The sequence below is a fragment of the Sphingomonas swuensis genome (assembly GCF_039538045.1).
Lineage (GTDB): Bacteria > Pseudomonadota > Alphaproteobacteria > Sphingomonadales > Sphingomonadaceae > Sphingomicrobium > Sphingomicrobium swuense.
The window spans coordinates 2,652,984-2,675,394 of the sequence record NZ_BAABBQ010000001.1 but is presented as its reverse complement, the minus strand read 5'-3'; the positions used below and the strand labels follow the sequence as shown (position 1 = coordinate 2,675,394).

Annotated in this window: 20 protein-coding genes; 12 read left to right on the top strand and 8 right to left on the bottom strand. The window is 68.6% G+C overall.

Annotation, left to right across the window (positions count from 1 at the left end):
• Positions 1-8 precede the first annotated feature (8 nt).
• On the top strand, positions 9-812 hold the full coding sequence (locus ABD727_RS13335) for a LytR/AlgR family response regulator transcription factor (protein WP_344707877.1): 804 nt from the start codon (positions 9-11) through the stop codon (positions 810-812).
• Between the two features lie 51 nt (positions 813-863).
• On the top strand, positions 864-3,194 hold the full coding sequence (locus tag ABD727_RS13330) for a PAS domain-containing hybrid sensor histidine kinase/response regulator (RefSeq protein ID WP_344707876.1): 2,331 nt from the start codon (positions 864-866) through the stop codon (positions 3,192-3,194).
• Positions 3,195-3,216: 22 nt separating this feature from the next.
• Here ABD727_RS13330 and ABD727_RS13325 read toward each other — a convergent pair whose 3' ends face one another.
• Positions 3,217-5,730 carry a TonB-dependent receptor gene (locus tag ABD727_RS13325; RefSeq protein ID WP_344707875.1) on the bottom strand — a complete coding sequence of 838 codons (2,514 nt, stop codon included), beginning with the start codon at positions 5,728-5,730 and terminating at the stop codon, positions 3,217-3,219.
• A gap of 191 nt (positions 5,731-5,921) precedes the next feature.
• Between ABD727_RS13325 and ABD727_RS13320 the strand changes: the two genes are divergently transcribed.
• Complete coding sequence (locus ABD727_RS13320) at positions 5,922-6,206, top strand: EF-hand domain-containing protein (RefSeq protein ID WP_344707874.1); 285 nt, start codon at positions 5,922-5,924, stop codon at positions 6,204-6,206.
• A 3-nt stretch (positions 6,207-6,209) separates the two neighbouring features.
• On the opposite strand, the gene ABD727_RS13315 is transcribed toward ABD727_RS13320, so the two are convergent.
• Together ABD727_RS13315 and ABD727_RS13310 are read right to left on the bottom strand one after the other, a co-directional pair.
• Entirely contained in the window at positions 6,210-8,537 is a 2,328-nt protein-coding gene (locus ABD727_RS13315) for a putative bifunctional diguanylate cyclase/phosphodiesterase (RefSeq protein WP_344707873.1), read from the bottom strand.
• Between the two features lie 55 nt (positions 8,538-8,592).
• Positions 8,593-9,591: a 2-dehydropantoate 2-reductase gene (locus ABD727_RS13310; protein ID WP_344707872.1), complete on the bottom strand. Its 999-nt coding sequence runs from the start codon at positions 9,589-9,591 to the stop codon at positions 8,593-8,595.
• Between the two features lie 208 nt (positions 9,592-9,799).
• On the opposite strand from ABD727_RS13310, the gene trpD reads away from it, so the two are divergent.
• The 8 genes from trpD to ABD727_RS13270 are packed head-to-tail and all read left to right on the top strand — an operon-like array spanning position 9,800 to position 18,342.
• Complete coding sequence (gene trpD / locus ABD727_RS13305; protein WP_344707871.1) at positions 9,800-10,870, top strand: anthranilate phosphoribosyltransferase; 1,071 nt, start codon at positions 9,800-9,802, stop codon at positions 10,868-10,870.
• The gene (gene trpCF, locus ABD727_RS13300) at positions 10,863-12,209 is read left to right on the top strand and encodes a bifunctional indole-3-glycerol-phosphate synthase TrpC/phosphoribosylanthranilate isomerase TrpF (RefSeq protein ID WP_344707870.1); all 1,347 of its coding nucleotides are present in this window, start codon (positions 10,863-10,865) and stop codon (positions 12,207-12,209) included. The genes trpD and trpCF overlap by 8 nt, the downstream gene beginning before the upstream one ends.
• Positions 12,199-13,380 (top strand): tryptophan synthase subunit beta, encoded by a 1,182-nt coding sequence (gene trpB, locus ABD727_RS13295; protein WP_344707869.1) that lies wholly within the window; start codon positions 12,199-12,201, stop codon positions 13,378-13,380. The genes trpCF and trpB overlap by 11 nt, the downstream gene beginning before the upstream one ends.
• Complete coding sequence (gene trpA, locus ABD727_RS13290) at positions 13,377-14,177, top strand: tryptophan synthase subunit alpha (protein ID WP_344707868.1); 801 nt, start codon at positions 13,377-13,379, stop codon at positions 14,175-14,177. The genes trpB and trpA overlap by 4 nt, the downstream gene beginning before the upstream one ends.
• A gap of 3 nt (positions 14,178-14,180) precedes the next feature.
• Positions 14,181-15,056 (top strand): SDR family NAD(P)-dependent oxidoreductase, encoded by an 876-nt coding sequence (locus ABD727_RS13285; protein ID WP_344707867.1) that lies wholly within the window; start codon positions 14,181-14,183, stop codon positions 15,054-15,056.
• Complete coding sequence (locus tag ABD727_RS13280; RefSeq protein ID WP_344707866.1) at positions 15,057-16,145, top strand: 3-deoxy-7-phosphoheptulonate synthase; 1,089 nt, start codon at positions 15,057-15,059, stop codon at positions 16,143-16,145. It begins immediately after the preceding gene.
• Positions 16,142-17,431 carry a 3-phosphoshikimate 1-carboxyvinyltransferase gene (aroA, locus tag ABD727_RS13275; protein WP_344707865.1) on the top strand — a complete coding sequence of 430 codons (1,290 nt, stop codon included), beginning with the start codon at positions 16,142-16,144 and terminating at the stop codon, positions 17,429-17,431. The genes ABD727_RS13280 and aroA overlap by 4 nt, the downstream gene beginning before the upstream one ends.
• Positions 17,428-18,342 (top strand): chorismate synthase, encoded by a 915-nt coding sequence (locus ABD727_RS13270; protein ID WP_344707864.1) that lies wholly within the window; start codon positions 17,428-17,430, stop codon positions 18,340-18,342. Before aroA ends, ABD727_RS13270 begins: the two co-directional genes overlap by 4 nt.
• A gap of 147 nt (positions 18,343-18,489) precedes the next feature.
• Here the strand turns inward: ABD727_RS13270 and paaD are convergent, their stop codons facing one another.
• The 3 genes from paaD to hppD form a co-directional block, all read right to left on the bottom strand.
• A complete protein-coding gene (paaD, locus tag ABD727_RS13265) occupies positions 18,490-18,930 on the bottom strand; it encodes a 1,2-phenylacetyl-CoA epoxidase subunit PaaD (protein WP_344707863.1) in 441 nt (146 codons plus the stop codon).
• 97 nt (positions 18,931-19,027) lie between these two features.
• The gene (gene pcaF / locus ABD727_RS13260) at positions 19,028-20,230 is read right to left on the bottom strand and encodes a 3-oxoadipyl-CoA thiolase (protein WP_344707862.1); all 1,203 of its coding nucleotides are present in this window, start codon (positions 20,228-20,230) and stop codon (positions 19,028-19,030) included.
• A gap of 86 nt (positions 20,231-20,316) precedes the next feature.
• Positions 20,317-21,405, bottom strand: a complete 1,089-nt coding sequence (gene hppD, locus ABD727_RS13255; RefSeq protein WP_344707861.1) for a 4-hydroxyphenylpyruvate dioxygenase — start codon at positions 21,403-21,405, stop codon at positions 20,317-20,319.
• A gap of 68 nt (positions 21,406-21,473) precedes the next feature.
• On the opposite strand from hppD, the gene ABD727_RS13250 reads away from it, so the two are divergent.
• A complete protein-coding gene (locus tag ABD727_RS13250; RefSeq protein WP_344707860.1) occupies positions 21,474-21,704 on the top strand; it encodes a 4a-hydroxytetrahydrobiopterin dehydratase in 231 nt (76 codons plus the stop codon).
• Here ABD727_RS13250 and ABD727_RS13245 read toward each other — a convergent pair.
• Together ABD727_RS13245 and ABD727_RS13240 are read right to left on the bottom strand one after the other, a co-directional pair.
• Entirely contained in the window at positions 21,701-21,853 is a 153-nt protein-coding gene (locus ABD727_RS13245) for a hypothetical protein (RefSeq protein ID WP_344707859.1), read from the bottom strand. The two genes, ABD727_RS13250 and ABD727_RS13245, sit on opposite strands and share 4 nt — an antisense overlap.
• A gap of 11 nt (positions 21,854-21,864) precedes the next feature.
• Positions 21,865-22,194: a DOPA 4,5-dioxygenase family protein gene (locus ABD727_RS13240; RefSeq protein ID WP_344707858.1), complete on the bottom strand. Its 330-nt coding sequence runs from the start codon at positions 22,192-22,194 to the stop codon at positions 21,865-21,867.
• Positions 22,195-22,411: the final 217 nt, after the last annotated feature.

Genomic DNA, 22,411 nt, shown 5'->3' with positions numbered 1-22,411 from the left:
GGATCTCAATGAGCATTCGCACCATCCTCGTCGACGACGAGCCGCTGGCCACCCAGGGGCTCCGGCTCCGGCTCGAGGCGCATGACGATGTCGAGGTGATCGCCACCGCCAGCAACGGCCGCGAGGCGATCCGCGCGATCAAGACCCACAAGCCCGACCTCGTCTTCCTCGACATCCAGATGCCGGGGTTCGACGGCTTTTCGGTCATCCAGGGACTGATGGACGTCGAGCCGCCCTTGTTCGTGTTCGTCACGGCCTATTCCGAGCATGCGCTTCGCGCGTTCGAAGTGCAGGCGGTCGATTATCTCGAAAAGCCCGTACTGGAGGACCGGCTCGCAACGACGATGGAACGGGTCCGTCAGCGGCTCGCGGAACGCGGGGCGGCAAGCCAGGCCGAGCGACTGAAGGAGGTGCTTGCCGAGCATGCGCCCGAGGCTGCTGGCGAACTGGAAGAGGAAGGTCCCGCCGACCTTGCCCCGGGTCGCTTCGAGAAGATGATCAACATCAAGGACCAGGGGCAGATCTTCCGGGTCGACGTCGACACGATCGAGCGGATCGACGCGGCCGGCGACTACATGTGCATCCAGACCGGCGACAACACGCTGATCCTGCGCGAAACGATGAAGGATCTGGAGAAGAGGCTCGACCCGCGCCGCTTCCAGCGGGTGCACCGGTCGACCATCGTCAACCTCGACCTCGTGCGTCAGGTGAAGCCGCACACCAACGGCGAATGCTTCCTGGTGCTCAACTCGGGCGCGCAGGTGAAGGTCAGCCGCTCCTATCGCGACGTGGTGGCGCGCTTCGTTCACTAACCTTGCGCATTGTCCGCTTGGCCTGTCGCCGCATTGGCGTAAAACGGCAGGATGGACGAGGCCGACGCCGACGCGCGACAGGTGATTGCCGACCAGGGCTTCGACTTCTCTCGAGTCCTGGCGATCGCCGACGCACTGCCGATGCCGATCGCGCTGCTCGACAGGCAGCAGCGCTACCGCTTCTGCAACAAGGCGCTGGCCGAGTTCTTCGAGATGAAGCGGGCGGCGATCCTAGGCCGGACCTTGCGCGAAGTGGTGGGCGAGAAGGCCTTCCGGGTGCGCGAGCCGATGATGCTCGCCGCGCTTCAGGGCGAGCGGCAGTGGTTCGCAGCGCCGTTCGAGCATCCCTCGCGCGGGCCGATCGCGCTCCAGACCGAATATCTTCCCCAGAAGGACGAGTCAGGGCGGGTGACCGGGGTCGTCGTGCTGGTGCAGGACGTCACCGAGCAGCGGGTCGCCGAGCGCGCACTGCGCGAATCCGAAGCGCGCTTCCGGCGGATCGCCAACAGTGCGCCGGTGATCATGTGGGTGACCCGGCTCGACCGCCGCCGCGAGTTCGTCAACGACGGCTATCTCTCCTTTGCCGGGATCACGCGCGACCAGGTCGAGCGTCACGACTGGAAGGACTTCATCCACCCCGAGGACTGGGAGCGGGTCGCGGGCGAGAGCATCGCCGGCGAAGCGACCCTGCGCCCCTTCACCATCGAGGCGCGCTACCGGCGGGCCGACGGCGAATGGCGCTGGCTGCGCTCGGTCTCGAGCCCGCGCTTCGGGCCTGACGGGGAATTGCTCGGCTTCATCGGCGCAGCCTTCGACATCACTGTCGCCAAGCGCGGCGAACTGCAGCTCAAGGCCGAGGTCGAGGCACGGACGGCCGAGCTCTCAGCCAGCGAGGTCAGGTTCCGGGCCGTGTTCGACACCGCGCTCGAGATGATGGCCCTGATGACGGTCGAGGGCGATTATCTGGAGGTCAATCGGACCGCGCTCGAGGCGCTCGGCTGCCCGATCGACGAGGTGCACCGGCACAAGGCGTGGGAAATGCCGCCGGTCGCCGGCAACCCCGAGGCGACCCGCGTCATGCGCGACCTCATCCGCCGCGGAGCCGAGGGCGAGACCGCCGAGGCCGAGCTGCACGTCTCGGTCAACGGAGTGCGCCAGACCCATCTCACCTCGATCAAGCCGGTGATCGGTCCCGACGGTCGCCCGGTCTATCTGGTCGGCGAGGCACGCGACGTGTCCGAATTGCGCGGAGCCCAGGAGCAGCTCCGCCAGAGCCAGAAGATGGAAGCGCTCGGCCAGCTGACCGGCGGCATCGCCCACGACTTCAACAATCTCCTGACGGTGGTGGTCGGCGGGCTCGACCTCATCGTCAAGCGCGCCGAGGACGCCAAGCTGGAGCGCTACGCCCGCAACGCGCTCGAAGCCGCCGAGCGCGGGGCGCGGCTGACGGCACAGCTACTGGCGTTCAGCCGGGTGCAGCGGCTCGAAGTCCGGCCAACCCTCGTCGCCCCATTGATCGAGAACATGCGGCCGCTGCTGCGGAACGTGCTCGGCCCCGGAATCGAGAAGCAGTTCGAACTCGACGAGGATCCCAAGCCGGTTCTCGCCGACCCGACCCAGCTCGAGCTGGCGGTGCTCAACCTCGCGATCAATGCACGCGATGCGATGCCGGGCGGCGGGTTGCTGACCATCACGTTGCGCAAGCTGCGGATCGACGACGACGCCGAGCTGGACCCGGGCGACTATCTCGAACTGAGCATCGCCGACACCGGCGAGGGGATGGATTCCGATACCATCGAGCGCGCCTTCGAACCTTTCTTCACCACCAAGGAGGTCGGACGCGGCACCGGACTGGGGCTGTCGATGGTCTATGGGGTCGCACGCCAGTCGGGCGGCACTGCGCGGATCGAGAGCAAGGTCGGCGAGGGTACGGTGGTGCGGCTCTACTTCCGCCATGCCGAGGAGGGCTCGGTCGTGCAGGAGCCGATCGTTCCCGCCAACGACGACCACGGCTCGCCGCACGCCTCGGCGCAGGTGCTCGTGGTCGACGACGATCCCGACGTGCGTGCCTTCATCTGCGCCAGCCTAGAGGAGCTCGGCTACGCCGTGCGCGAGGCATCGGACGGCGGCGAGGGGCTGGCCCTGTTCCGCGAAGCTGCCCCCGACCTGGTCGTGCTCGATTATCTGATGCCCGGAATGTCGGGCGCCGAGGTCGCCCGGGTGATCCGGTCGGAGCGGGCCGAGCAGCCGATCCTGTTCGTCTCGGGCTACAGCGAGACCGACGCGATTCGCGCGGCCGCGCCAGATGCGATCCTGCTGCCCAAGCCGTTCCGTGCCGACGCGCTGGGCAAGGCGGTAAGGCAAGTGCTGGCGACGGTCTGACCCGCCGCCAGCTTTGCTTTCCTCAGAGCTTGACGCTGAGCTCCAGGCCGTAGGTCCGGGGCACGCCGAAGTTGGCATATTCGCCGGTGATGCCGTTGACTGCCCCGGTGGTCGGATTGGGCAGGCTGGTCGAGGGGTCGCGGCGGTAGATATACTGTTCGTTGAACAGGTTGCGCGACCAGGCCGCCAGCGTGAACTGGTTGTTGCCGAGCGCGATGTCGGCCAGCGCAAGCCGCGCGTTCACGACGAAGCTGCTATCGTTCTTCGTGGCATATTCGGCGAAGCTCTGCGTCGCCTGATTGTAGTTGCCATCGATGTGGAAGCGCAGCTTGGTCTCGTTCCAGTTGAGCGGCAGCTCATAGTCGATCGCGCCATTGGCGACGTTGCGCGGCGTGTAGACGATGAACACCGGGACCCTCGGGCTTCCCGGACGCTGCGGATCGGACGTGTCGGGCACCTTGGTGTAGGTGTAGGCGTAGGCGCCTGACAGCTGGAGGTTGTCGGTGACCCGGGCGATGAAGTCGATCTCGACGCCCCGGATCTTGGTCTTGCCCGGCGCATTGATCGTGTCGAGCGTGTTGCGGGTCGAGGTACCACCGGTCGAGACGACGCTCGAGAAGTCGACCTGGCTGCCGGTGCGGTCCATGAGGTAGGCGGCGGCATTCACGCGCAGGCGGCGGTCGAACCACTCGGTCTTTGCCCCGACCTCGTAGCTCTTGACGTCCTCGGGCCCGAACTCGCGATAGGTGACCGAGCGCGAACTGGCGCCGCCCGAGCGATAGCCGGTGGCATATTTGGCATAGAGGTTGATCGAGCGGGTCGGCTCGTAGGCGATCGTCACCAGCGGGTTGAAGCGGTTGGTGTCGAGGTCGAGCGTGCAGAGCGGCGCCGTCGTCGACGTCGGCGGGCAGCGCGACGGCTGGTTGTTGAGGAGATAGAGGACGCCGTCCTTCTTGTCCGCGGTGTAGCGGCCGCCGACGGTGAGCTTGAGCTGCTCGAGCCCCGGGGGAGTCCAGGTCGCCTGGCCGAAGACCGCACGGCTGGTTGACTTGACCCGGCTTCCGCGGTCGATCGAGCGGCAGCCCGGGAGTGAGCCGAACCCGCCCGAGCCGGTGCACGCATCGACCACCGTGTAGGCGGTACCGTCGGCATTCCAGCGCAGCGAACTCGGGGTCGCGGCTTCTTCGAAGGCCTTCTCGCGGAACCAGTAGACGCCGAACACATAGTCGAGCTGGTCGGCGATCCGGCCGACGGCTTGGAACTCCTGGCTGTACTGGTTCTGCTCGAGGTAGGAGAGCGAGTAGCGCGAGAAGAGGCCGTTGGGCGAGAAGACCGGCGGGCGGTGGGCGCCGCCGACATTGTCCCACTGGTCGACGCTGACGTCGCGATAGGCGGTGATCGAGCGCAGCTCGAGCCAGTCGGCGACGTTCCAGCGCAGATTGGCCGAGGCACCGCGGGTCTTGTCGACCGAGGGGCGCTGCGGAACGCCGATGTCGGCGACCTTCTGCACCTTGTCGCCCTCGATCACGACGAGCGGCGGCAAGGGCCGGACCTGGCTCGACGGCAGCGAGCCGGTCAGCGTTCCGACCGGATAGCCGTTGGGATTGAAGTTGATCAGCTGGCTGTAGAAGGGCGTGTTCTTGTCCTTGCCCGCATCATAGGCGAAGTCGGCGGTGAAGGACGGGCTCGGGCGGAAGCGGAGCTTCGCCTGGAAGCCCTGGCGATCATAGTAGCCGAAGTCCTTCTGCCCCGGCATCGGGTTCCTGGTGATCCCGTCGCGATAGTCGGCGGCTGCGTCGAACTTGAAGGAGAAAGGGCCGATCGCGGGCAAGTCGACGTGGACGTTGCCATTGACCGCGCCGTAATTGCCCGCGCCGATGCTGCCGCGAAGACCGAAGCGGCCGGTCGGCGCCTTGGTCACCATGCTGACCGCGCCGCCCGAGGTGTTGCGTCCGAAGAGCGTGCCCTGCGGGCCCTTGAGGACCTCGATCCGCTCGATGTCGAGCAGCGCCGCGCCAAGGCCCTGCTGCCGGCCGAGGTAGACGCCGTCGAGGTAAACGCCGACGCCCTGCTCGCGGGCGGGCTGGTTGGCGTCGAGCGGCACGATGCCGCGGATGCCGATGGTCACCGCCGACTGGCGCGCCTCGAAGGTCGCGACGCGAAGGCCGGGGATCGAACCGTCGCCGAGGTCGAGCAGGCTCTGCACCGAGCGATCCTCGAGCGCCTGGGCGTTGGCGACCGAAATGGCGATCGGCGTCCGCTGGAGGTTGGTCTCGCGCTTGGTCGCGGTGACGACGATTTCCTGCAGTCCGCCGGCATTGCTGCGCGGTGTCTCGTCACGAGCGCCCTGCTCGGCAAGCGCCGAGTCGGCGCGCTGAGCGTCGCCCGGCACTTCCGGCGCGCTGCTCGGCGTTCCGGTGGTTGTCTGCTCCTGCGGCGGAAGGGTGGTGCCAGCCTGGGCGAAGGCCGGAACGGCCGCTCCCGACATGAGCAGGATGAAAGCGGCCCGGAGGCCGGCGGAAGCGTGAGCGTTCATGTTGTTCCCTTGTCCCCCCGGCGGCTGCGCGCCGGCTGTCAGGGGGCCCTAGGGAAGTCAGGCGACAGCATTGTTGCCGGTCCTTGGCGGTCAGGTTTCCGTCGCGTGACGAGTCGATGACGAGGCTCGGGAACCCCCGGTCCGTTCTCGGACGTTTGACGGACGAAGATTACTCTCGGGAGTGTCGAGCGATGTTCGCCTTGTTGATGAGTGCCGCCCTGCAGGTGGCAGCCGCCGAAGCCACGCCGGTCAATCCGCGCGCGACCGACCTGTTCGACCGCGATCCGGTCCTCGCCGCCTGGGCGATCCGCCGCTTCGACCAGAATGGCGATGGATGGCTGACCACCTTCGAGGCGCAGCCGGCCCTGGCCGCCCTGAAGGCGCTTGCCGACACCGATCGCGACGGACGGGTGTCGGTCGCCGAGTTTCAGGCGGTCAAGGCGCGGCTGCCGACGCTGGCTTCGAGCCAGCGCTGACGATCAGCTGGCGAGCTTGCGTGCGCCCAGCCCGGTGACCAGCTGGTTGGCCCGCTCGTAGGAAAGCGGCTTGCCGAACAGATAGCCCTGGATGGTGTCGCAGCCGAGCTCGCGCATCCGCTCGAAGTCCTCGGCAGTCTCCACGCCCTCGGCGGTGACCGACATGCGGAAGTCCTTCGCCAGCGCCACGATTGACTTGATGATCGCGACGTTTCCGGGCCGGGTACCGGCGTCACGGACGAAGCTGCCATCGATCTTCAACTTGTGGAAAACCGCCTTGTTGAGATAGCCGATCGACGAATAGCCGGTGCCGAAGTCGTCGAGCGCGATCCCGACTCCGAGTGCGCGAAGCCGGCCGAGGATGTCGAGGCTTCGGCTCGAGCTGTCGATGAACACGCCCTCGGTGACTTCGAGCTCGATCCGGTTGCCGGGCAGCTTGTAGCGGGCGAGCGCCTGGCTGAGCACGGTCGGGAGGCTCGGCAGGATCTGCTTGGGGCTGACGTTCAGCGCGACGGTGATCGGCTCGGGCCAGGTCGCGGCGGCGCGGCAGGCCTCCTCGATGATGAAGTCGCCGAGCGGGCCCATAAGGCCGCATTCCTCGGCCACCGGGATGAAGACGTTGGGCGGCACGAAGCCGCGCTTCGGATGATTCCAGCGGACCAGCGCCTCGAAACCGACCAGCTTCTGGTTCTTGGCGCTGACCAGCGGCTGGAAGGCGAGGTGGAACTGGCGGCTCTCGAGCGCGGCACGGATGTCCGCCTCGAGCCGGACCCGGTCCTCCTGCTCCGACTGGAGCTCGGACGAAAAGTAGCGGACCACACCGCGGCCGGCATCCTTGGCCTGGTAGAGGGCGAGGTCGGCCTTGAGGATGAGGTCGTCGACCGTCGCCCCGTCGATGGGTCCGAAGGCGCATCCGACCGAGACGCCGATCCGGATCTCGGTCCCGTCGATCGAGAAGGGTTCGGCGATGGCGACGATGATCCGGTCGGCCATCTGCTCGACCTTGCGGCGGCTCTGAGCGTCAGGAATGACGATCGCGAACTCGTCGCCGCCGAGGCGCCCGACATGCCCGTCGGAGGAGACCTCGTCACACAGCCGCTTGGCGACCGCCTGGAGCACCGCGTCACCCTTGGGGTGGCCGAAGGTGTCGTTGACCGGCTTGAAGCCGTCGAGGTCGAGGAACATGATCGCGCAGGGCACATTGCCGGCGGTTGCGGCGCGCAGCGCCTCGCCGAGCAGCTGGCGGACCCGGCCGCGGTTGGGCAGGCCCGACAGCACGTCGACGTTGGCGAGGTGGGTCAGCCGCTCCTGCGTGTGACGAACGTCGGTGATGTCGAGCCCGACCCCGCGGAAGCCTTCGAAGCGCCCGGCGGTGTCGATGATCGGGTCACCCGAGAGCGAGATCCAGCGATTGCCGCGGGCGGTCTTGAGCTCCATCTCGAGGTTGGAGAAGGCCTGCTTGTCGAGCAGCACCCGGCCAAGCTCGCTGTTTCCGCCGAGCAGCGCAGGTAGGCTGTGGCCAAGGATCTGGGTCGATGGCCGACCGACCAGCGAGCTCAGACGGCTCGAAACGTAGAAGACGCGGTTTTCCGAATCGATCTGCCAAAGCCAGCCGACGCCGCGCTGCTCATACTCCTGGAGCAGGAGCGAGGCGCTTTCGGACTGGCTGCCCATGTCGGCATTGGTCTTGAGCTGCCCGGCCGCCCAGCGGGCGACGGTGAGCACGCCGACGATCGCCACCCCGAGCACAAACTGCATGGCGATCATCTGCTGGAAGGCCATGGTCGAGCCCATGAGCAGCGCCGCGGAGAGGCCGGCGGTGAAGGCGATCATCCAGGCCAGCGCCGAGGAGAAGATGACGATGAGGCCGAGGCCGGCAATGCCGACTCCGGCGATGAGGGTCCCGGCAATGACCTGGCTGGCGGTGTCGAGGGTCGGGAAGACGTAGAGCGGAAGGCTCAGCCAGACGGCGGCGCGGATCACCACGTCGCCGATCATCAGTGCCGGCGGAACCGGCTTGCCCGAGCGTCCGACGCAAGTCACCGCCTGCGACTGCGACCAGCGCATCGCGAGATAGTTGACGGCACCCACCCCGGCGACCCAGCCAAGCAGCCATGCCGGCGAGACCGAGCCCCACAGGCCCGCTCCGAAGAGGACGGCCGCGACGATGCTGGCGATCGCGAAGAAGGGTGCCAGCTGGCCGCGGGCGATCAGCTGAACGTCGCGCAAGGGCGAGGACCCGGCACCATTGTCTCGGGCGAGCCCGGGAGATTCGCCATCCGGCAACCGGGCGGCGATCATGCGCTTGTAGCGGTCCGGGGCTTCGTACATCGGTGGCAATGGCTCCTTGAAGGGTCCTGCTACCGCCAAGAGGGTTGAAGCCGAGTTAAGAGCTGACGTCTTCCAGAAGCTTTTGCGGGGTGAGCCGGGGCGAGCCGGGACCCTTCTTTTCGGCCTTGCGGATGGCCTCGAACACGGCGCGGTTGGCAGGCGTCGCAATGCCGTGATCGCCGCCAAGGGCAACGACCTTGCCCTGCAATTCGTCGATCTCGGTCGGGCGGCCGCGCTCCAGATCCTCCATCATCGACGAGCGCGCGGTGGCATCAATCCTGACCCCGCGCCGCGCTGCGATGCGGAAGAGAAGGTTGGGCAGGCGGAGCACGAAGGGGAAGCGACGCACGGGCAGCCCGCCGAGGCTCCAAGGCTCGACCTGCATCGCCTCGAACAGCCGCAGCGCCTCGTCCTGGCAGTCGGCGAGAAGCCGTCGCCACGCGCGATCGCCGAGCTGCTCGCGGAGGGTCAGCCCGGACAGCGCATTCAGAGCATTGTTGAGGTTGTAGACGAGCTTGCCCGCCAGCACCGCGGTTATGTCGGGGTGCTGGACGATGTCGAGATGCGGAGCCTCGAGCGGCGGCGCGCCGGCCTCGATCACCAGCGGCCCGCTGGTTCCGCGATGGAAGCGTCCCTCGCCGCGGTGGAGCACGTTGAAGCTGACCATCCCGGCGAACACCGGCCTGCCAGGAAGGAGCGCGCGAAGCCGCGCGGCATTGTCGAGGCCGTTCTGGAGGCTGATCACGGGGGCGACGGATGGGGCGTGAGCAGCAATCAGCCGGCCCATCTCCTCGGTCTGGCCGCTCTTGACCGTGACGAGGATGAGCGACGCCCGTGCAAGGGCACGGGCAGGGTCGGTCTCGATCGCGAGTGCGTCGGCGTCGACCGTCTCGCTCCAGCCCTCGAAGCTGCCGAGGGTCAGGCCATGAGCCGCGACCTCGGCGGCGATCCGTGGGCGTGCGAGGAGCGTGACCCGTTCGCCTCCGACGGCAAGCAGCCCGCCGACGAAGCAGCCGATGCTGCCGGCACCCGCGATCACGATGTCACCGTCCATGGCGGGGTGATGCTGGCCTTAATCCCGGTTGACAAGAAGGACGCGCGCCGGAAAAGGTGCCCGGCGATGGCACAGAGCTGGCACAACTGGCGGAACACCCAAGCGGCGGCGCGATGGCGCTGGCGGTGAGCTGACTCGTCATTTCATCCCAGTCTGACCTACGTGACCCGCCCCACCAGGCGGGTTTTTTGTTGCCGGAGCATGTCTCTTGACCCCCACTGCCCAGTTCACCGCCGTCATCCCGGCCGAGCCGCCGGTCGATCACGGCCCCGTCCAGAATCCGCTCCCTCGCCTGCTGGCGGGGGAGGACCTCAGCGCCGAGCATAGCCAGCATCTGTTCGAGCGGCTGGTGCTCGGGCGCCTGGAGCCGGGCGAAATCGGCGGGATGCTGATCGCGCTGCGGATGAAGGGCGAGACGCCCGAAGAGATGATCGGCGCGGCGCAGGCGCTGCTCGCCGCGGCCACGCCGTTCGAGCGGCCCGAGGGACTGTTCGCCGACTGCTGCGGAACGGGCGGGGACGGGTCGGGGACGATCAACGTCTCGACCGCGGCCGGCCTGGTGGCGGCGTCCTGCGGGCTGCCGGTCGCCAAGCATGGCAATCGCTCGGTTTCGAGCCGCTGCGGCTCGGCAGACGTGCTCGAAGTGCTCGGCGCCCGGCTCGAGCTCGAGCCCGCAAGGGCGCGCCGGCTCCTCGACGAGACCGGCTTCACCTTCCTTTTCGCGCCGGCCTACCATCCGGGGATGAAGCACGCCGCGCTGGTCCGCCGCCAGCTCAGCGTCCGAACGGTGATGAATTTGCTCGGGCCGTGCGTGAACCCGGCTCGGCCCTCGGTCCAGCTGCTGGGCGTGGCCGACGCCCGGATGCTGCGCAGGGTCGCCCAGGTGCTCCAGGCGCTTGGCGTCGCCGAGGCGCTGGTGGTGCATGGCGGCGGGCTCGACGAGATCGCGCTCCACGCCGAGACCCGCGCGATCCGCCTCACCGGCGGCGAACTGGAAGAGATCAGCCTCACGCCCGAGGATGCGGGCTGCACCCGCTCGGCGCTGCAGGCGCTCGAAGGCGGTGACCCCGAGGTGAATGCGGCCCGGCTGAAGGCGCTGCTCGATGGCGGCGGCAGTGTCGCCGAGCAGGAGGCGGTGGCGCTCAATGCCGGCGCGCTGCTGTGGATTGCCGGGCGCGCCGCCGATTTCCGCGAGGGCACCGCAAAGGCGCTCGACTCGCTTCGCTCCGGCGCCGCCGGCCGCACCCTCGAGGCCTATGTCGAGGCGAGCCATGGCTGACGTGCTGGGCGAGATCGTCGTCAACAAGCGCCGCGAAGTGGCCGAGCGGCTGCGCGGGTTCGATGCAAGCGGCATCGCGCCGACCCGCCGGAGCCTGCGGGCGGCGCTCGCCCGGCCGGGTGCGCGCTTCCTCATGGAGGTGAAGCGCGCCTCGCCGTCCGGACATCGCTCCAGCCATTCGGTCGAGACGGCGATCGACGCCTATGCCGGGGTCGCCGACGGAGTCAGCTGCCTGACCGACGAGCGCTACTTCGGCGGCTCGTTCGCGGCGCTCGAGACCGTCCGCGCGCGCTTCGACGGACCAATCCTCGCCAAGGACTTCGTGGTCGTTCCCGAGCAGGTCGCCGAGGCCCGGCGGCATGGCGCCGACGCCATATTGTGCATGATGTCGGTGCTTGGCGACGAGGAGGCGCGAAGGGTCATGGCCGAGGCCGAGCGCCTCGGCATGGACGTGCTGGTCGAGGTGCATGACGAGGCCGAACTGGCGCGCGCGCTGGCGCTTGGCGCGACGCTTGTCGGGATCAACAATCGCGACCTCAAGACGCTGAAGACCGATCTCGCCGTGACCGAGCGGCTCGCGCGCCTGGTGCCCGAGGACGTGACACTGGTCAGCGAATCCGGCGTCGCCACGAGGGCCGACACCGAACGGCTCTCGGCGCACGCCGATGCCTTTCTGGTTGGCTCCTCGCTGATGGCTGCGGCGGACGTGCATGAGGCGGCCCGGGCTTTGGTGTTCGGGCGGGTCAAGATCTGCGGACTGACCCGCGAAGAGGACCTCATCGCGGCTGCCGACGCCGGAGCGACCCACGCGGGCCTCATCATGGTACCGGGCACGCCCCGGTGCCTGGACAAGGAGCAGGCCGCCGACCTTGCGGCGGTCGCCCGCGCGGAGGGGCTGAAGCCCGTCGGCGTATTCCGCAACGAGCAGCCGGAATTCGTGACCGAGGTTGCGCAGCAGCTGTCGCTCGCCGCGGTGCAGCTCCACGGTTCGGAAAGCTCCGACGAGGTGGCACGGATCAAGGCCGGGATCGACGGCGAAGTCTGGACAGCCGGCTTCGAGGAGCGTGGCGGCGACCGTCTCTTGTTCGACTCGCCCGGCGGCGGCACCGGTGCGACCTGCGACTGGGGAGCGGTCACGGCTCACCCGGCCAAGGCCAGCGCCTTCCTCGCGGGCGGGATCGGGACCGACAACGCCCGCGCCGCGCAAGCCACCGGAGTCTACGGCATCGATGCCAGCTCCCGCCTGGAACAAGCAGCGGGCATCAAGGATCATGACAAGCTTGCCGCGCTGTTCGACGCGCTGCGCCTGCCCGACCGGAGAATGACTGATGAAGCATGACGGACGCTTTGGCCGCTTCGGCGGCTGCTACGTGCCCGAGATCCTGGTTCCGGCGCTGGAGCAATTGGAAGGTGCGTTCCTCGAAGCCGAGGCCGATCCGGCCTTCCGCGCCGAACTCGATGGGCTGCTCGCCACCTACGCCGGTCGCCCGACCCCGCTGACGCTGTGCCGCAACCTGGCAGGCGACAGTCCGGCGCGGATCTACCTCAAGCGCGAGGACCTGCTCCACGGCGGCGCGCACAAGACCAACCAGGTGCTCGGCCAGGCCCTCCTCGCCAAACGGATGGGCAAGACCCGGCTGATTGCCGAGACCGGGGCGGGACAGCACGGCGTCGCGACCGCGCTCGCCGGCGCGCTGTTCGGGCTCGAGACCGAGGTCTACATGGGCGCCGACGATGTCGCCCGGCAGCAGCTGAACGTGTTCCGGATGGAGCTGATGGGGGCGAAGGTCATTCCGGTGACCGCCGGCGGCCGGACGCTCAAAGACGCAGTGAATGAGGCGCTGCGCGACTGGACCGCGAGCTTCCCGCACACCCATTACCTGCTCGGCACCGCCGCCGGCCCGCACCCGTTCCCGACCATGGTCCGCCAGTTCCAGCGGGTGATCGGCAAGGAGGCGCGGGCGCAGGTGATCGAAGCCGAGGGCCGCCTGCCTGACGTGGTCCTCGCCTGCGTCGGTGGCGGTTCGAACGCGATCGGCATGTTCGCCGAATTCGTCGACGACGAGGGCGTTCGGCTGGTCGGGACCGAGGCGGCCGGCAAGGGTCTCAACGGCGAGGAGCATGGCGCGACCATCCTCAAGGGCACGGTCGGGATCCTCCACGGGACCGAGACGCTGCTGCTCCAGGACAGCGACGGGCAGATCGCCGACACCTGGTCGGTCTCGGCCGGACTCGACTATCCGGGGGTCGGGCCCGAGCATGCCTGGCTCAAGGAGAGCGGGCGGGCGGACTATGTCGGCGTGACCGATGACGAGGCGCTCGGCGCCTTCCAAGCACTCGCCCGGTCGGAGGGGATCATTCCGGCGTTCGAGAGTGCCCATGCGATCGCCCACGCCATCAAGCTCGCCCGAGAGGCGCAGCGCGAAATGGTAATCGTCGTCAATCTCTCGGGCCGCGGCGACAAGGACATGGCAAGCGCGGTCAAGCTGCTGAAGGAGGACGCAGCGTGAGCCGCTACGACGAGATGTTCGCTCGGCTGAAGCAGCGCGGCGAAGGCGCGTTCGGCGGCTTCCTGATGCTTGGCGACCCTGACATGGAGACGAGCGCGCAGCTGCTCGACACGCTGGTCGAGGCCGGCGCCGACATGATCGAGGTCGGCATCCCGTTCAGCGACCCGGTCGCGGATGGCCCGGTGATCCAGGCCGCGGCGGACCGCGCGCTGAAGAACGGAATGCGGGTGGACGACAGCTTCACCCTCATCGCCCGGCTCCGCGCTCGGCACCCGGCGATCCCGATCGGGATCCTCACCTATGCCAATCTGCTCGCCGCGCGCGGGCGCGATCGCTTCATGGCCGACGCGGCGGAGGCGGGCGCGGACTCGATCCTGGTCGCCGACGTGCCCAGCCTCGAGGCCGAACCCTACAGCGCGGCGGCACGAGCGGCAGGGCTCGACCTCGTCATGATCGCGGCACCCAATACCCCGCCGCCGGTGCTTGCAAGGATCGCCGAGCTGTCGGGCGGCTACACCTATTGCGTCGCGCGGGCCGGGGTGACCGGCACCAGCGAGGGGCTGAGCCTCGACCATGACCGGCTGTTCGCCGGCCTCGCCGAGGCGGGCGCGCCGCCGCCGGTGCTCGGCTTCGGAATCTCGACGCCCGCGCAGGTCGGCCAGGCGCTGGCCAGCGGGGCGGCGGGGGTGATCGCCGGCTCGGCGCTGGTCAAGTGCGGGGCCGACGGGCACGCGCTCGCCAATCTTGTCAGCGCGATGAAGGGCGCTACTGGCCTCCTCGAACAGATGAAGGGTTGAGCCATGGCCGTTTCGCTTGAAGGACGCACCGCCATCGTTACCGGGGCCGGCGGCGGGCTCGGTCGGACCCATGCGCTGCTGCTGGCGCGGGCCGGGGCCAGGGTCATCGTCAACGATATCCCGCAGAGCCTCGGGCAGGCCGAAGCGGTGGTCGAGGAAATCCGTGCCGCGGGCGGCAAGGCCGATGCGGCGGGCGCCAGCGTCACCGACGAGGCGGCGGTGTCCGAGATGGTCTCACGGGCCGGAACGGTCGACATCCTCGTCAACAATGCCGGCATCCTGCGCGACAAGAGCTTCGCCAAGATGAGTCTCGACGAGTTCCGGCTGGTGGTCGACGTCCACCTGATGGGCAGCGTCATCTGCACCAAGGCGGTGTGGGACGGCATGCGCGAGCGCAATTATGGCCGCATTGTCATGACCACCAGCTCGAGCGGACTCTACGGCAACTTTGGCCAGAGCAATTACGGTGCCGCGAAGATGGCGCTGGTCGGGCTGATGCAGACCCTCGCGATCGAGGGCGCAAAGAACAATGTCCGGATCAACTGTCTCGCCCCGACCGCGCGTACGGCGATGACCGAGAACCTCCTTCCACCGCAGGCGCTTGAACTGCTCAAGCCCGATTATGTCAGCCCGGTGCTGCTCGCGCTCGTCGCGGACGAGGCGCCGACCAGGGCCATCCTCGCCGCCGGCGCGCAGGGGGTCGAGCAGGCGCACGTCACGCTGACTCGGGGGATCTCGATCAAGGGCATGGACGATCTCGACGCCGCTTCGGCGATCCTCGAGCGGCTGCAGGAGATCGGCGATCCCGCCACCGCGACCATCCCCGCCTCGGGCCTCGAGCAGGGCCAGGTCGAGCTCGGCAAGGCGCTCGGTGCCTGAATGAGCGACGGCTGGCATCCGGCAATCTGGCGTGGCACCCCTGCGGCGCAGCAGCCGGACTATGCCGATGCCGCCGCGCTGTCGGCGGTCGAGGCCGATCTTGCGAAAGCCGACCCGCTGGTCCGCCGCGACGATGTCGAACGGCTCCGTCAACTGCTCGCCGAGGCCGCCGCGGGTCGGGCGCTGCTGCTCCAGGGCGGCGATTGCGCCGAGACCTTCGCCGAGCCCGACCTTGCCGGGCTGGGCTCCCTGTTCGACACGCTGGCGGAGCAGCTTCCGCTGCCGGCGGTGACGATCGCCCGGATTGCCGGACAGTTCGCCAAGCCAAGGACAGTCGAGGGTCGGGTCTGGCGCGGTGAAATCGTCAACGGCCGGGATGACCTCGAGCCCGATCCCGAGCGGATGCGCACCGCGCTTGCGCACAGCCGGGCCATCGTCGGCAAGCTTCCGCCTCGGCTGTTCACCAGTCACGAGGCCCTGCTGCTGCCCTACGAGCAGGCGCTCGTCCGGCGCTCGGGCGATGGTCGCTGGTGGAGCGGGTCGGCTCATTTCCTGTGGCTCGGCGAGCGCAGCCGGCAGCCGGACGGGGCGCATGTCGCCTTTGCCGCGGGGATCGACAATCCGCTCGGGGTCAAGCTCGGCGTCATCGAGGCCGACGAACTGCGGCAACTGGCGGACCGGCTCGATCCACATCATGAGCCGGGGCGGCTGACCCTGATCGTGCGCATGGGCACGATGATCGGCGCTCGACTCCCGGGGCTGATGCGAGCGCTTCGCCAGGATGGGCGGACGCCCTTGTGGGTCAGCGATCCGCTTCACGGCAACACCGAGCGGGGCGGCGCGCGCAAGGTCCGGCGGATGGATGCGGTGCTTCGCGAAGTGCGCGACTTCGTCGCCATCGCGCGGAGCGAAGGCGTGCATGCCGGCGGGCTTCACCTCGAGATGACGCCCGAGGACGTCGCCGAGTGCAGCGGAAGCGACGAGGGCATGGGCTGGACCAGCGCCTGTGACCCGAGGCTCAACCCGCGCCAGGCCGCGAGCACGGTCCGCGCCTTCGTCGAGGCGCTGAGCCAGCGGGACGCGGCGTGAGGCTGCGCGCCCGTCAGGGCGAGGCCCTTACCGGCCGGTTCGTCGTTCCCGGTGACAAGTCGCAGTCGCATCGGGCGCTGATCCTTGGCGCGCTGGCGACGGGCGAGACGGTGATCGCGGGACTGCTCGAGAGCGAGGACGTGCTCGCCACCGCCGCGGCGCTGCGGGCATTCGGCGCGCGGGTGGAGCGGTTCGGACCCGGGCGCTGGCGGGTGATCGGCGGGCCGTGGCGGTCTCCCGACGCGTCGATCGACTGCGGCAACAGCGGGACTTCGGTGCGGTTGCTGATGGGCGCGGCGGCGGGTCAGGGCGTGCGCGCGACCTTCACCGGCGACGCCTCGTTGTCGAAGCGGCCAATGCGGCGGGTCCGCGGCCCCCTCGAGGCGATGGGCGCGCGCTTCGAAGGCGGTGACACACTGCCGTTGACGGTCGCGGGACCGGTCACGCGCGGGATCGCCCACGTCAACGTGCCGGCCAGCGCGCAGGTCAAGTCGGCGGTGCTGCTCGCCGGGCTCGGAACCGACCAGCCGGTCGAGGTCAGCGAGCCGGTGCCGAGCCGCGACCATAGCGAGATCATGCTCGCCGAGTTCGGGGTGGCGGTGGAGCGGAGCGGCGGAACGGTCCGGCTCGGCAGCCAGCGATCGCTGTCCGGACGGCTGGTCAGCGTCGCCGGCGATCCTTCCTCGGCGGCCTTCGCGCTCGGCGCGGCGGCGATCGTCCCGGGGTCGGAGGTGCGGGTCGAGAACATGCTCCTCAACCCGCATCGCTCGGGCTTCGTGATGGCGCTTCAGCGGATGGGCGCGGACCTCGCGATGAGCAACATCCGCGGCCAGTCGGGCGAGACGATCGGCGACGTGCGGGTGCGCTTCGGCCCGCTGTTCGGGGCCGAGTTCACGCCCGAGGAAATCCCCTCGATGGTCGACGAGATCCCCATCCTGGCGGTGGTCGCCGCCGGCGCGCGCGGGGAGACACGGATCGAGGGGCTCGACGAACTCCGCCACAAGGAGAGCGACCGGCTGTCACTCATGGCCGAGGGGCTTGCCGCCTGCGGGGTCGCGGCGCGGTCCGAGGGTGACGCGCTGGTGATCGACGGCGGCCCGATCCGCGGCGGGGCGGAGGTCAGGACCGAAGGCGATCACCGGATCGCGATGAGCCATCTCGTGCTCGGACTTGCCGCCGAGCAGCCGGTCACGGTCGACGAGGCCGACATGATCGCGACCAGCTTCCCGACCTTCCGCGAGGCGATGCGCGGGATCGGTGCCCGGATCGAGGAGGTGGCGCAATGAGCTGGAACAGCTTCGGGCGCCTCTTCCGCTTCACCACCTGGGGCGAGAGCCACGGGCCGGCGATCGGGGTGGTGGTCGACGGATGCCCGCCGGGGCTCAACCTCGACGACGCGCATGTCCAGCGCTTCCTCGATGCCCGGCGACCGGGGACGGGACGCAACGTCTCGCCGCGGCAGGAGCCAGACCGGGTGCGGATCCTGTCGGGGCTGTACGAGGGACGGACCACCGGCACGCCGATCGCGATGATGATCGAGAATGTCGACCAGCGGTCGAAGGACTATGCCGGCCTGCCGCCGCGCGTCGGGCATGCCGATGCGGCCTACGACTTCAAATATGGCTTCCGAGACCCGCGCGGTGGGGGCCGGGCGAGCGCGCGCGAGACGGCGATGCGGGTCGCCGCGGGAGCGGTCGCGCGGCTGGTCATTCCCGAGGTGACGGTCACCGCGCGCGTGGCGGAGATCGGGGGCGAGCCCGACCCGGATCGGTGGGAGGCGATGCTCGACGCGGCACGGGCCGACCAGGACAGTCTGGGTGCGGTGATCGAGTGCGTCGCCAGGGGCGTGCCCGCGGGCTGGGGCGCACCCATCTACGCCAAGCTCGACGCGGAACTCGCGGCGGCGGTGATGGGGATCAACGCGGTCAAGGGCGTCGAGATCGGCGAGGGCTTCGCAGCGGGGCGGGCCAGCGGCCGGGCGAGCCAAGCGGCGATGGCGGAGAGCGGGATCGACGGCGGCATCGCGACCGGCCAGCCGATCAGGCTGCGCGCGGCCTTTAAGCCGACCAGCAGCATCGGGATCGGCGGGCGGCACGACCCCTGCGTCGGGATCCGCGGTGCCTCGGTCGTCGAGGCGATGGTAGCGCTCGTACTAGCCGACCAGAAACTGCTGAATCGTGGCCAATGTGGTTCGTAGGCCACAGCGAAGTTACCCAAGTTCCCACTGTGAGACGGTCCCGAAGCGCTTGTTCTCCCTTGATCTGAAGCGACGCGCGGCTAACCGCTCAGGTACTTAAATCAGGCGAAATCCTACTTTTCAAGGCCTCTCGCAATGGGGAGGCTGTCAGTGGCATTTGAAGCGATCGAACGGTTCGAGGCAGTCGCGGCAGCGCCACTGGCTCTTGCACGGGGTCGATCCGAAGCGGCTGACCTCCTCGACCTCACCCGAGCCGCACTGCGGGCAATGGACTTCACCCGACGGTTCGGGCGGGGCGATGCCGTAGCGGCGCAGCTTGTCGCGGCCCTCAGGGGTGATCCACTCGGTCGTCCAGGGCGGGCTGATGACAGTCTCGATGGCGGTGCTGCGATAGCCGGCGGCGTCGAGCGCGGCGCGGATCGATTGCTCGATGAAGAGCGTCGCGGGGCAGCCCGAGTAGGTGGGGGTGATGACCACGCGCTCCGCCGAAACGTCGCGCACGATTCCGAGTTCGACCACCGAGACGGCCGGGATCTCGGGATCGGGGACGTCGGCGAGGACGGCGCGAATGGCGTCGGGATCGGGCATCGCTCGAGAGATTGGCCGCTTCCGATCAATCCGCAAGGCCAAGCCCGCTTCCGTCAGCCACGCTGACACCTCCCCTGGAGGGGAAGGGGCGGTCGAACTAGATGCGCTCGACGACCAGCGCGATTCCCTGTCCGACGCCGATGCACATGGTGGCGAGCGCATAGCGGCCGCCGGTGCGTTCAAGCTCGAGGGCGGCGGTTCCGGCGAGACGCGCGCCGCTCATGCCGAGCGGATGACCGAGCGCGATCGCCCCGCCGTTGGGGTTCACGCGCGCGTCGTCATCGGGAAGACCGAGCTCGCGCAGGACGGCGAGGCCTTGCGCGGCGAAGGCTTCGTTCAACTCGATGACGTCGAGCTGGTCGAGGGTGAGGCCGAGCCGTTTGATGAGCTTGGTGGTGGCAGGCGCGGGGCCGATGCCCATGATGCGTGGGGGGACGCCCGCGACCGCGGCCCCGAGGACCCGCGCCCTGGGCGTCAGGCCGAAGCGCTTCACCGCTTCCTCCGAGGCAATCAGCAGGGCGGCGGCGCCGTCGTTCACGCCGCTGGCGTTGCCGGCGGTGACGGTGCCGTCCTTGCGGACGATCGGCTTCAACGCCGCCAGCTTGTCGAGGCCGGTCAGGCGCGGATGCTCGTCGCGATCGACGGTAGTCGTCTCGCCCTTGCGGCCGGCGATCTCGACCCCGACGATCTCTGCGGCGAGACGGCCGTTTGCCTGCGCGGCGGAAGCCTTCTCCTGGCTGCGGTGAGCGAAGGCGTCCTGGTCCTCGCGACTGACCTTGAAGTCGTCGGCGACGTTCTCGGCCGTGCTCGGCATGGTGTCGTCGCCATAGGCGTCGCGGAGCTTGGGATTGACGAAGCGCCAGCCGATGGTGGTGTCGTAGATTTCCGCGTTGCGGTCGAAGGCGGACTGCGCCTTGGGCAGGACGAAAGGCGCGCGGCTCATGCTTTCGGAGCCGCCGGCGATGATGAGATCGGCCTCGCCCGAGCGGATCGTCCGGGCAGCCATTGCGACCGCGTCGAGGCCCGAGCCGCACAGGCGGTTGAGGGTCACGCCGCCACTGTCCTGGGGGAGGCCGGCGAGGAGGCCAGCCATGCGCGAGAGGTTGCGATTGTCCTCGCCGGCCTGATTGGCGCAGCCGAGAATGATGTCGTCGAGCGCGGCCCAGTCGACGCCCTCGTTGCGATCCTTCAGCGCACGGACCGGGATGGCGGCGAGATCGTCGGCACGGACCGAGCTGAGCGCGCCGCCGTAGCGGCCGATCGGGGTGCGGATGTAGTCGCAGATGAAGGCGTCGGACATTTTCAACCCATTCTCGTTCGTGCTGAGCGAAGTCGAAGCACTGCTGTCATCTGTCCTTCGACTTCGCTCAGGACGAACCTTGTCCCTTAGTCCGCGCTGATCACGCCTCGCCGGATCTGGTCCAGTTCGATCGACTCGAACAGCGCCTTGAAGTTGCCCTCGCCGAAGCCCTCGTTCCCCTTGCGCTGGATGAGCTCGTAGAAGATCGGGCCGATGACGTTCTGGGTGAAGATCTGGAGCAGCAGGCCCTGGCCTTCGGTCGGGGCGCCGTCGACGAGGATCTTGCGCTTCTTCAGTTCGTCGAGGGGCTCGCCATGGCCCTTCACCCGCTCGTCGAGCAGGTCGTAATAGGTGTCGATCGTGTCCTGGAAGGGGATGCCGCGCGAGGAGAGGATGTCGACGCTCTTGTAGATGTCGGTGGTGCCGAGCGCGATGTGCTGGATGCCCTCGCCCTTATACTCGCGGAGGAACTCCTCGATCTGGCTCTTGTCGTCCTGGCTCTCGTTCAGGGGGATGCGGATCTTGCCGCAGGGGCTGGTCATCGCCTTGGAGAAGAGGCCGGTGACCTTGCCCTCGATGTCGAAGTAGCGGATCTCGCGGAAGTTGAAGAGCTTCTCGTAGAAGTCGGCCCAGACCACCATCCGGCCGCGCTGGACGTTGTGGGTGAGGTGGTCGAGATAGGTGAGGCAGCTGGCCGAGGCCTGCATCGCTTCCTCATAGCCCGGCAGATAGTCGAAGCTGTCGGCATAGGCATCGCCATGGTCGCCATAGCGGTCGACGAGATAGAGCAAAGAGCCGCCGATGCCCTCGATCGCGGGCCAGCCGAGGCCCTTGGCGGTGACGTCGGTGGCGCCGAGTTCGAGCGCGCGGGCATGGGCGGCAGCGGCGTCCTTGACCCGGAAGGCCATGGCGACGGCCGACGGGCCGTGCTCGGCCGAGAAGTCGGCGGCGTGGCTCTCGTCATGCGCGTTGATCAGGAAGTTGATGTCGCCCTGGCGGTGGAGGGTGATGTCCTGGCTCTTGTGGCGGGCGATGGCCGGGAAGCCGAGCTTGGCGAACAGGTCGCGCAGCAGCTGGGGATCGGGCGCGGCATATTCGACGAACTCGAAGCCGTCGGTGCCCATCGGATTGTCGAAACCGAGCGGGCCCTTTTCGAGGGTGGCGGTACTGGCCATGAACATCTCCTTGTCGCGGTTTCCCTGCGCCCGGGCTAAGCGCATTTCAAGGCCACAGGAGACGGACGGTGGAGTGGAAGGAACAGGACGGCGCCCTGGTGAAGAGCTTCCGCTTCGCCGACTTCAGCGCGGCATTCGGCTTTCTCACGCGGGTCGCGCTGCATGCCGAGAAGGTGGATCACCATCCCGAGTTCACCAGCGTGTGGAACCGGGTCGATTTCCGCCTGACCAGCCATGACGCCGGCGGGGTGACCGACCGCGACCATGCACTGGCCGCGGCGATCGACGGCCTGGCCTAGTAGCTGCGGCCGTGGAGCCGCTGGTTCTTGCGGGCGCCCAGAACCGCGCCGACGATGCCGCCGATGACGGGGCCGATGATCGGCATTGGGATCCCGATGAGGGCGCCGACGGCGGTGTATTTGGCGAGGCGCTTGCCTTCGGTGGTCATGGTCTTCTCTCCTATTCGAACATCTGGGTCTTGAGCGGCTCGCTCGGACCGAACCAGATGACATGGGAAGTGTGGTCCGAACGGTCGTCGCCGGTCGAAGGATGCGCGAAGACGGTCAGGCCGCGGCGGTGGAGCGGGAGCCAGCAGGCGACCGCGCCGAAGCGCTCGGGGGCGACCGTCAGCTGGACCGAGCCGCGCGGATGCGGGCCGACCGGGCGGGTATGGAAGTGGCCGACCGACGCTCCGAAGCAGCTCGCGACCTCTGCGGCGACGGCTCGGGCGAGATCGACCTCGGCCTCGTCAAAATAGAGGTGAACGTGGAAATCGGCGGGCTCGTTCATGACCGTGAGGTGGGAAGCGCGGGCGCGAATGGAAGGGCCAGCTTCCGTTCAGCCGCCGCCTGCGATAGGGAGCATGTCATGACGAACCGTCTCGCCGCCGCTGCCGCTTATTATCCCTGCCTGGTGGGGATCGGCTGACGCGCGTCTGACAGAAGCGTCTTTTCCGCCCCGCCCGACCATCCGGTCCGGCGGGGTTTTTTGTGTCTTCTCAACCAAG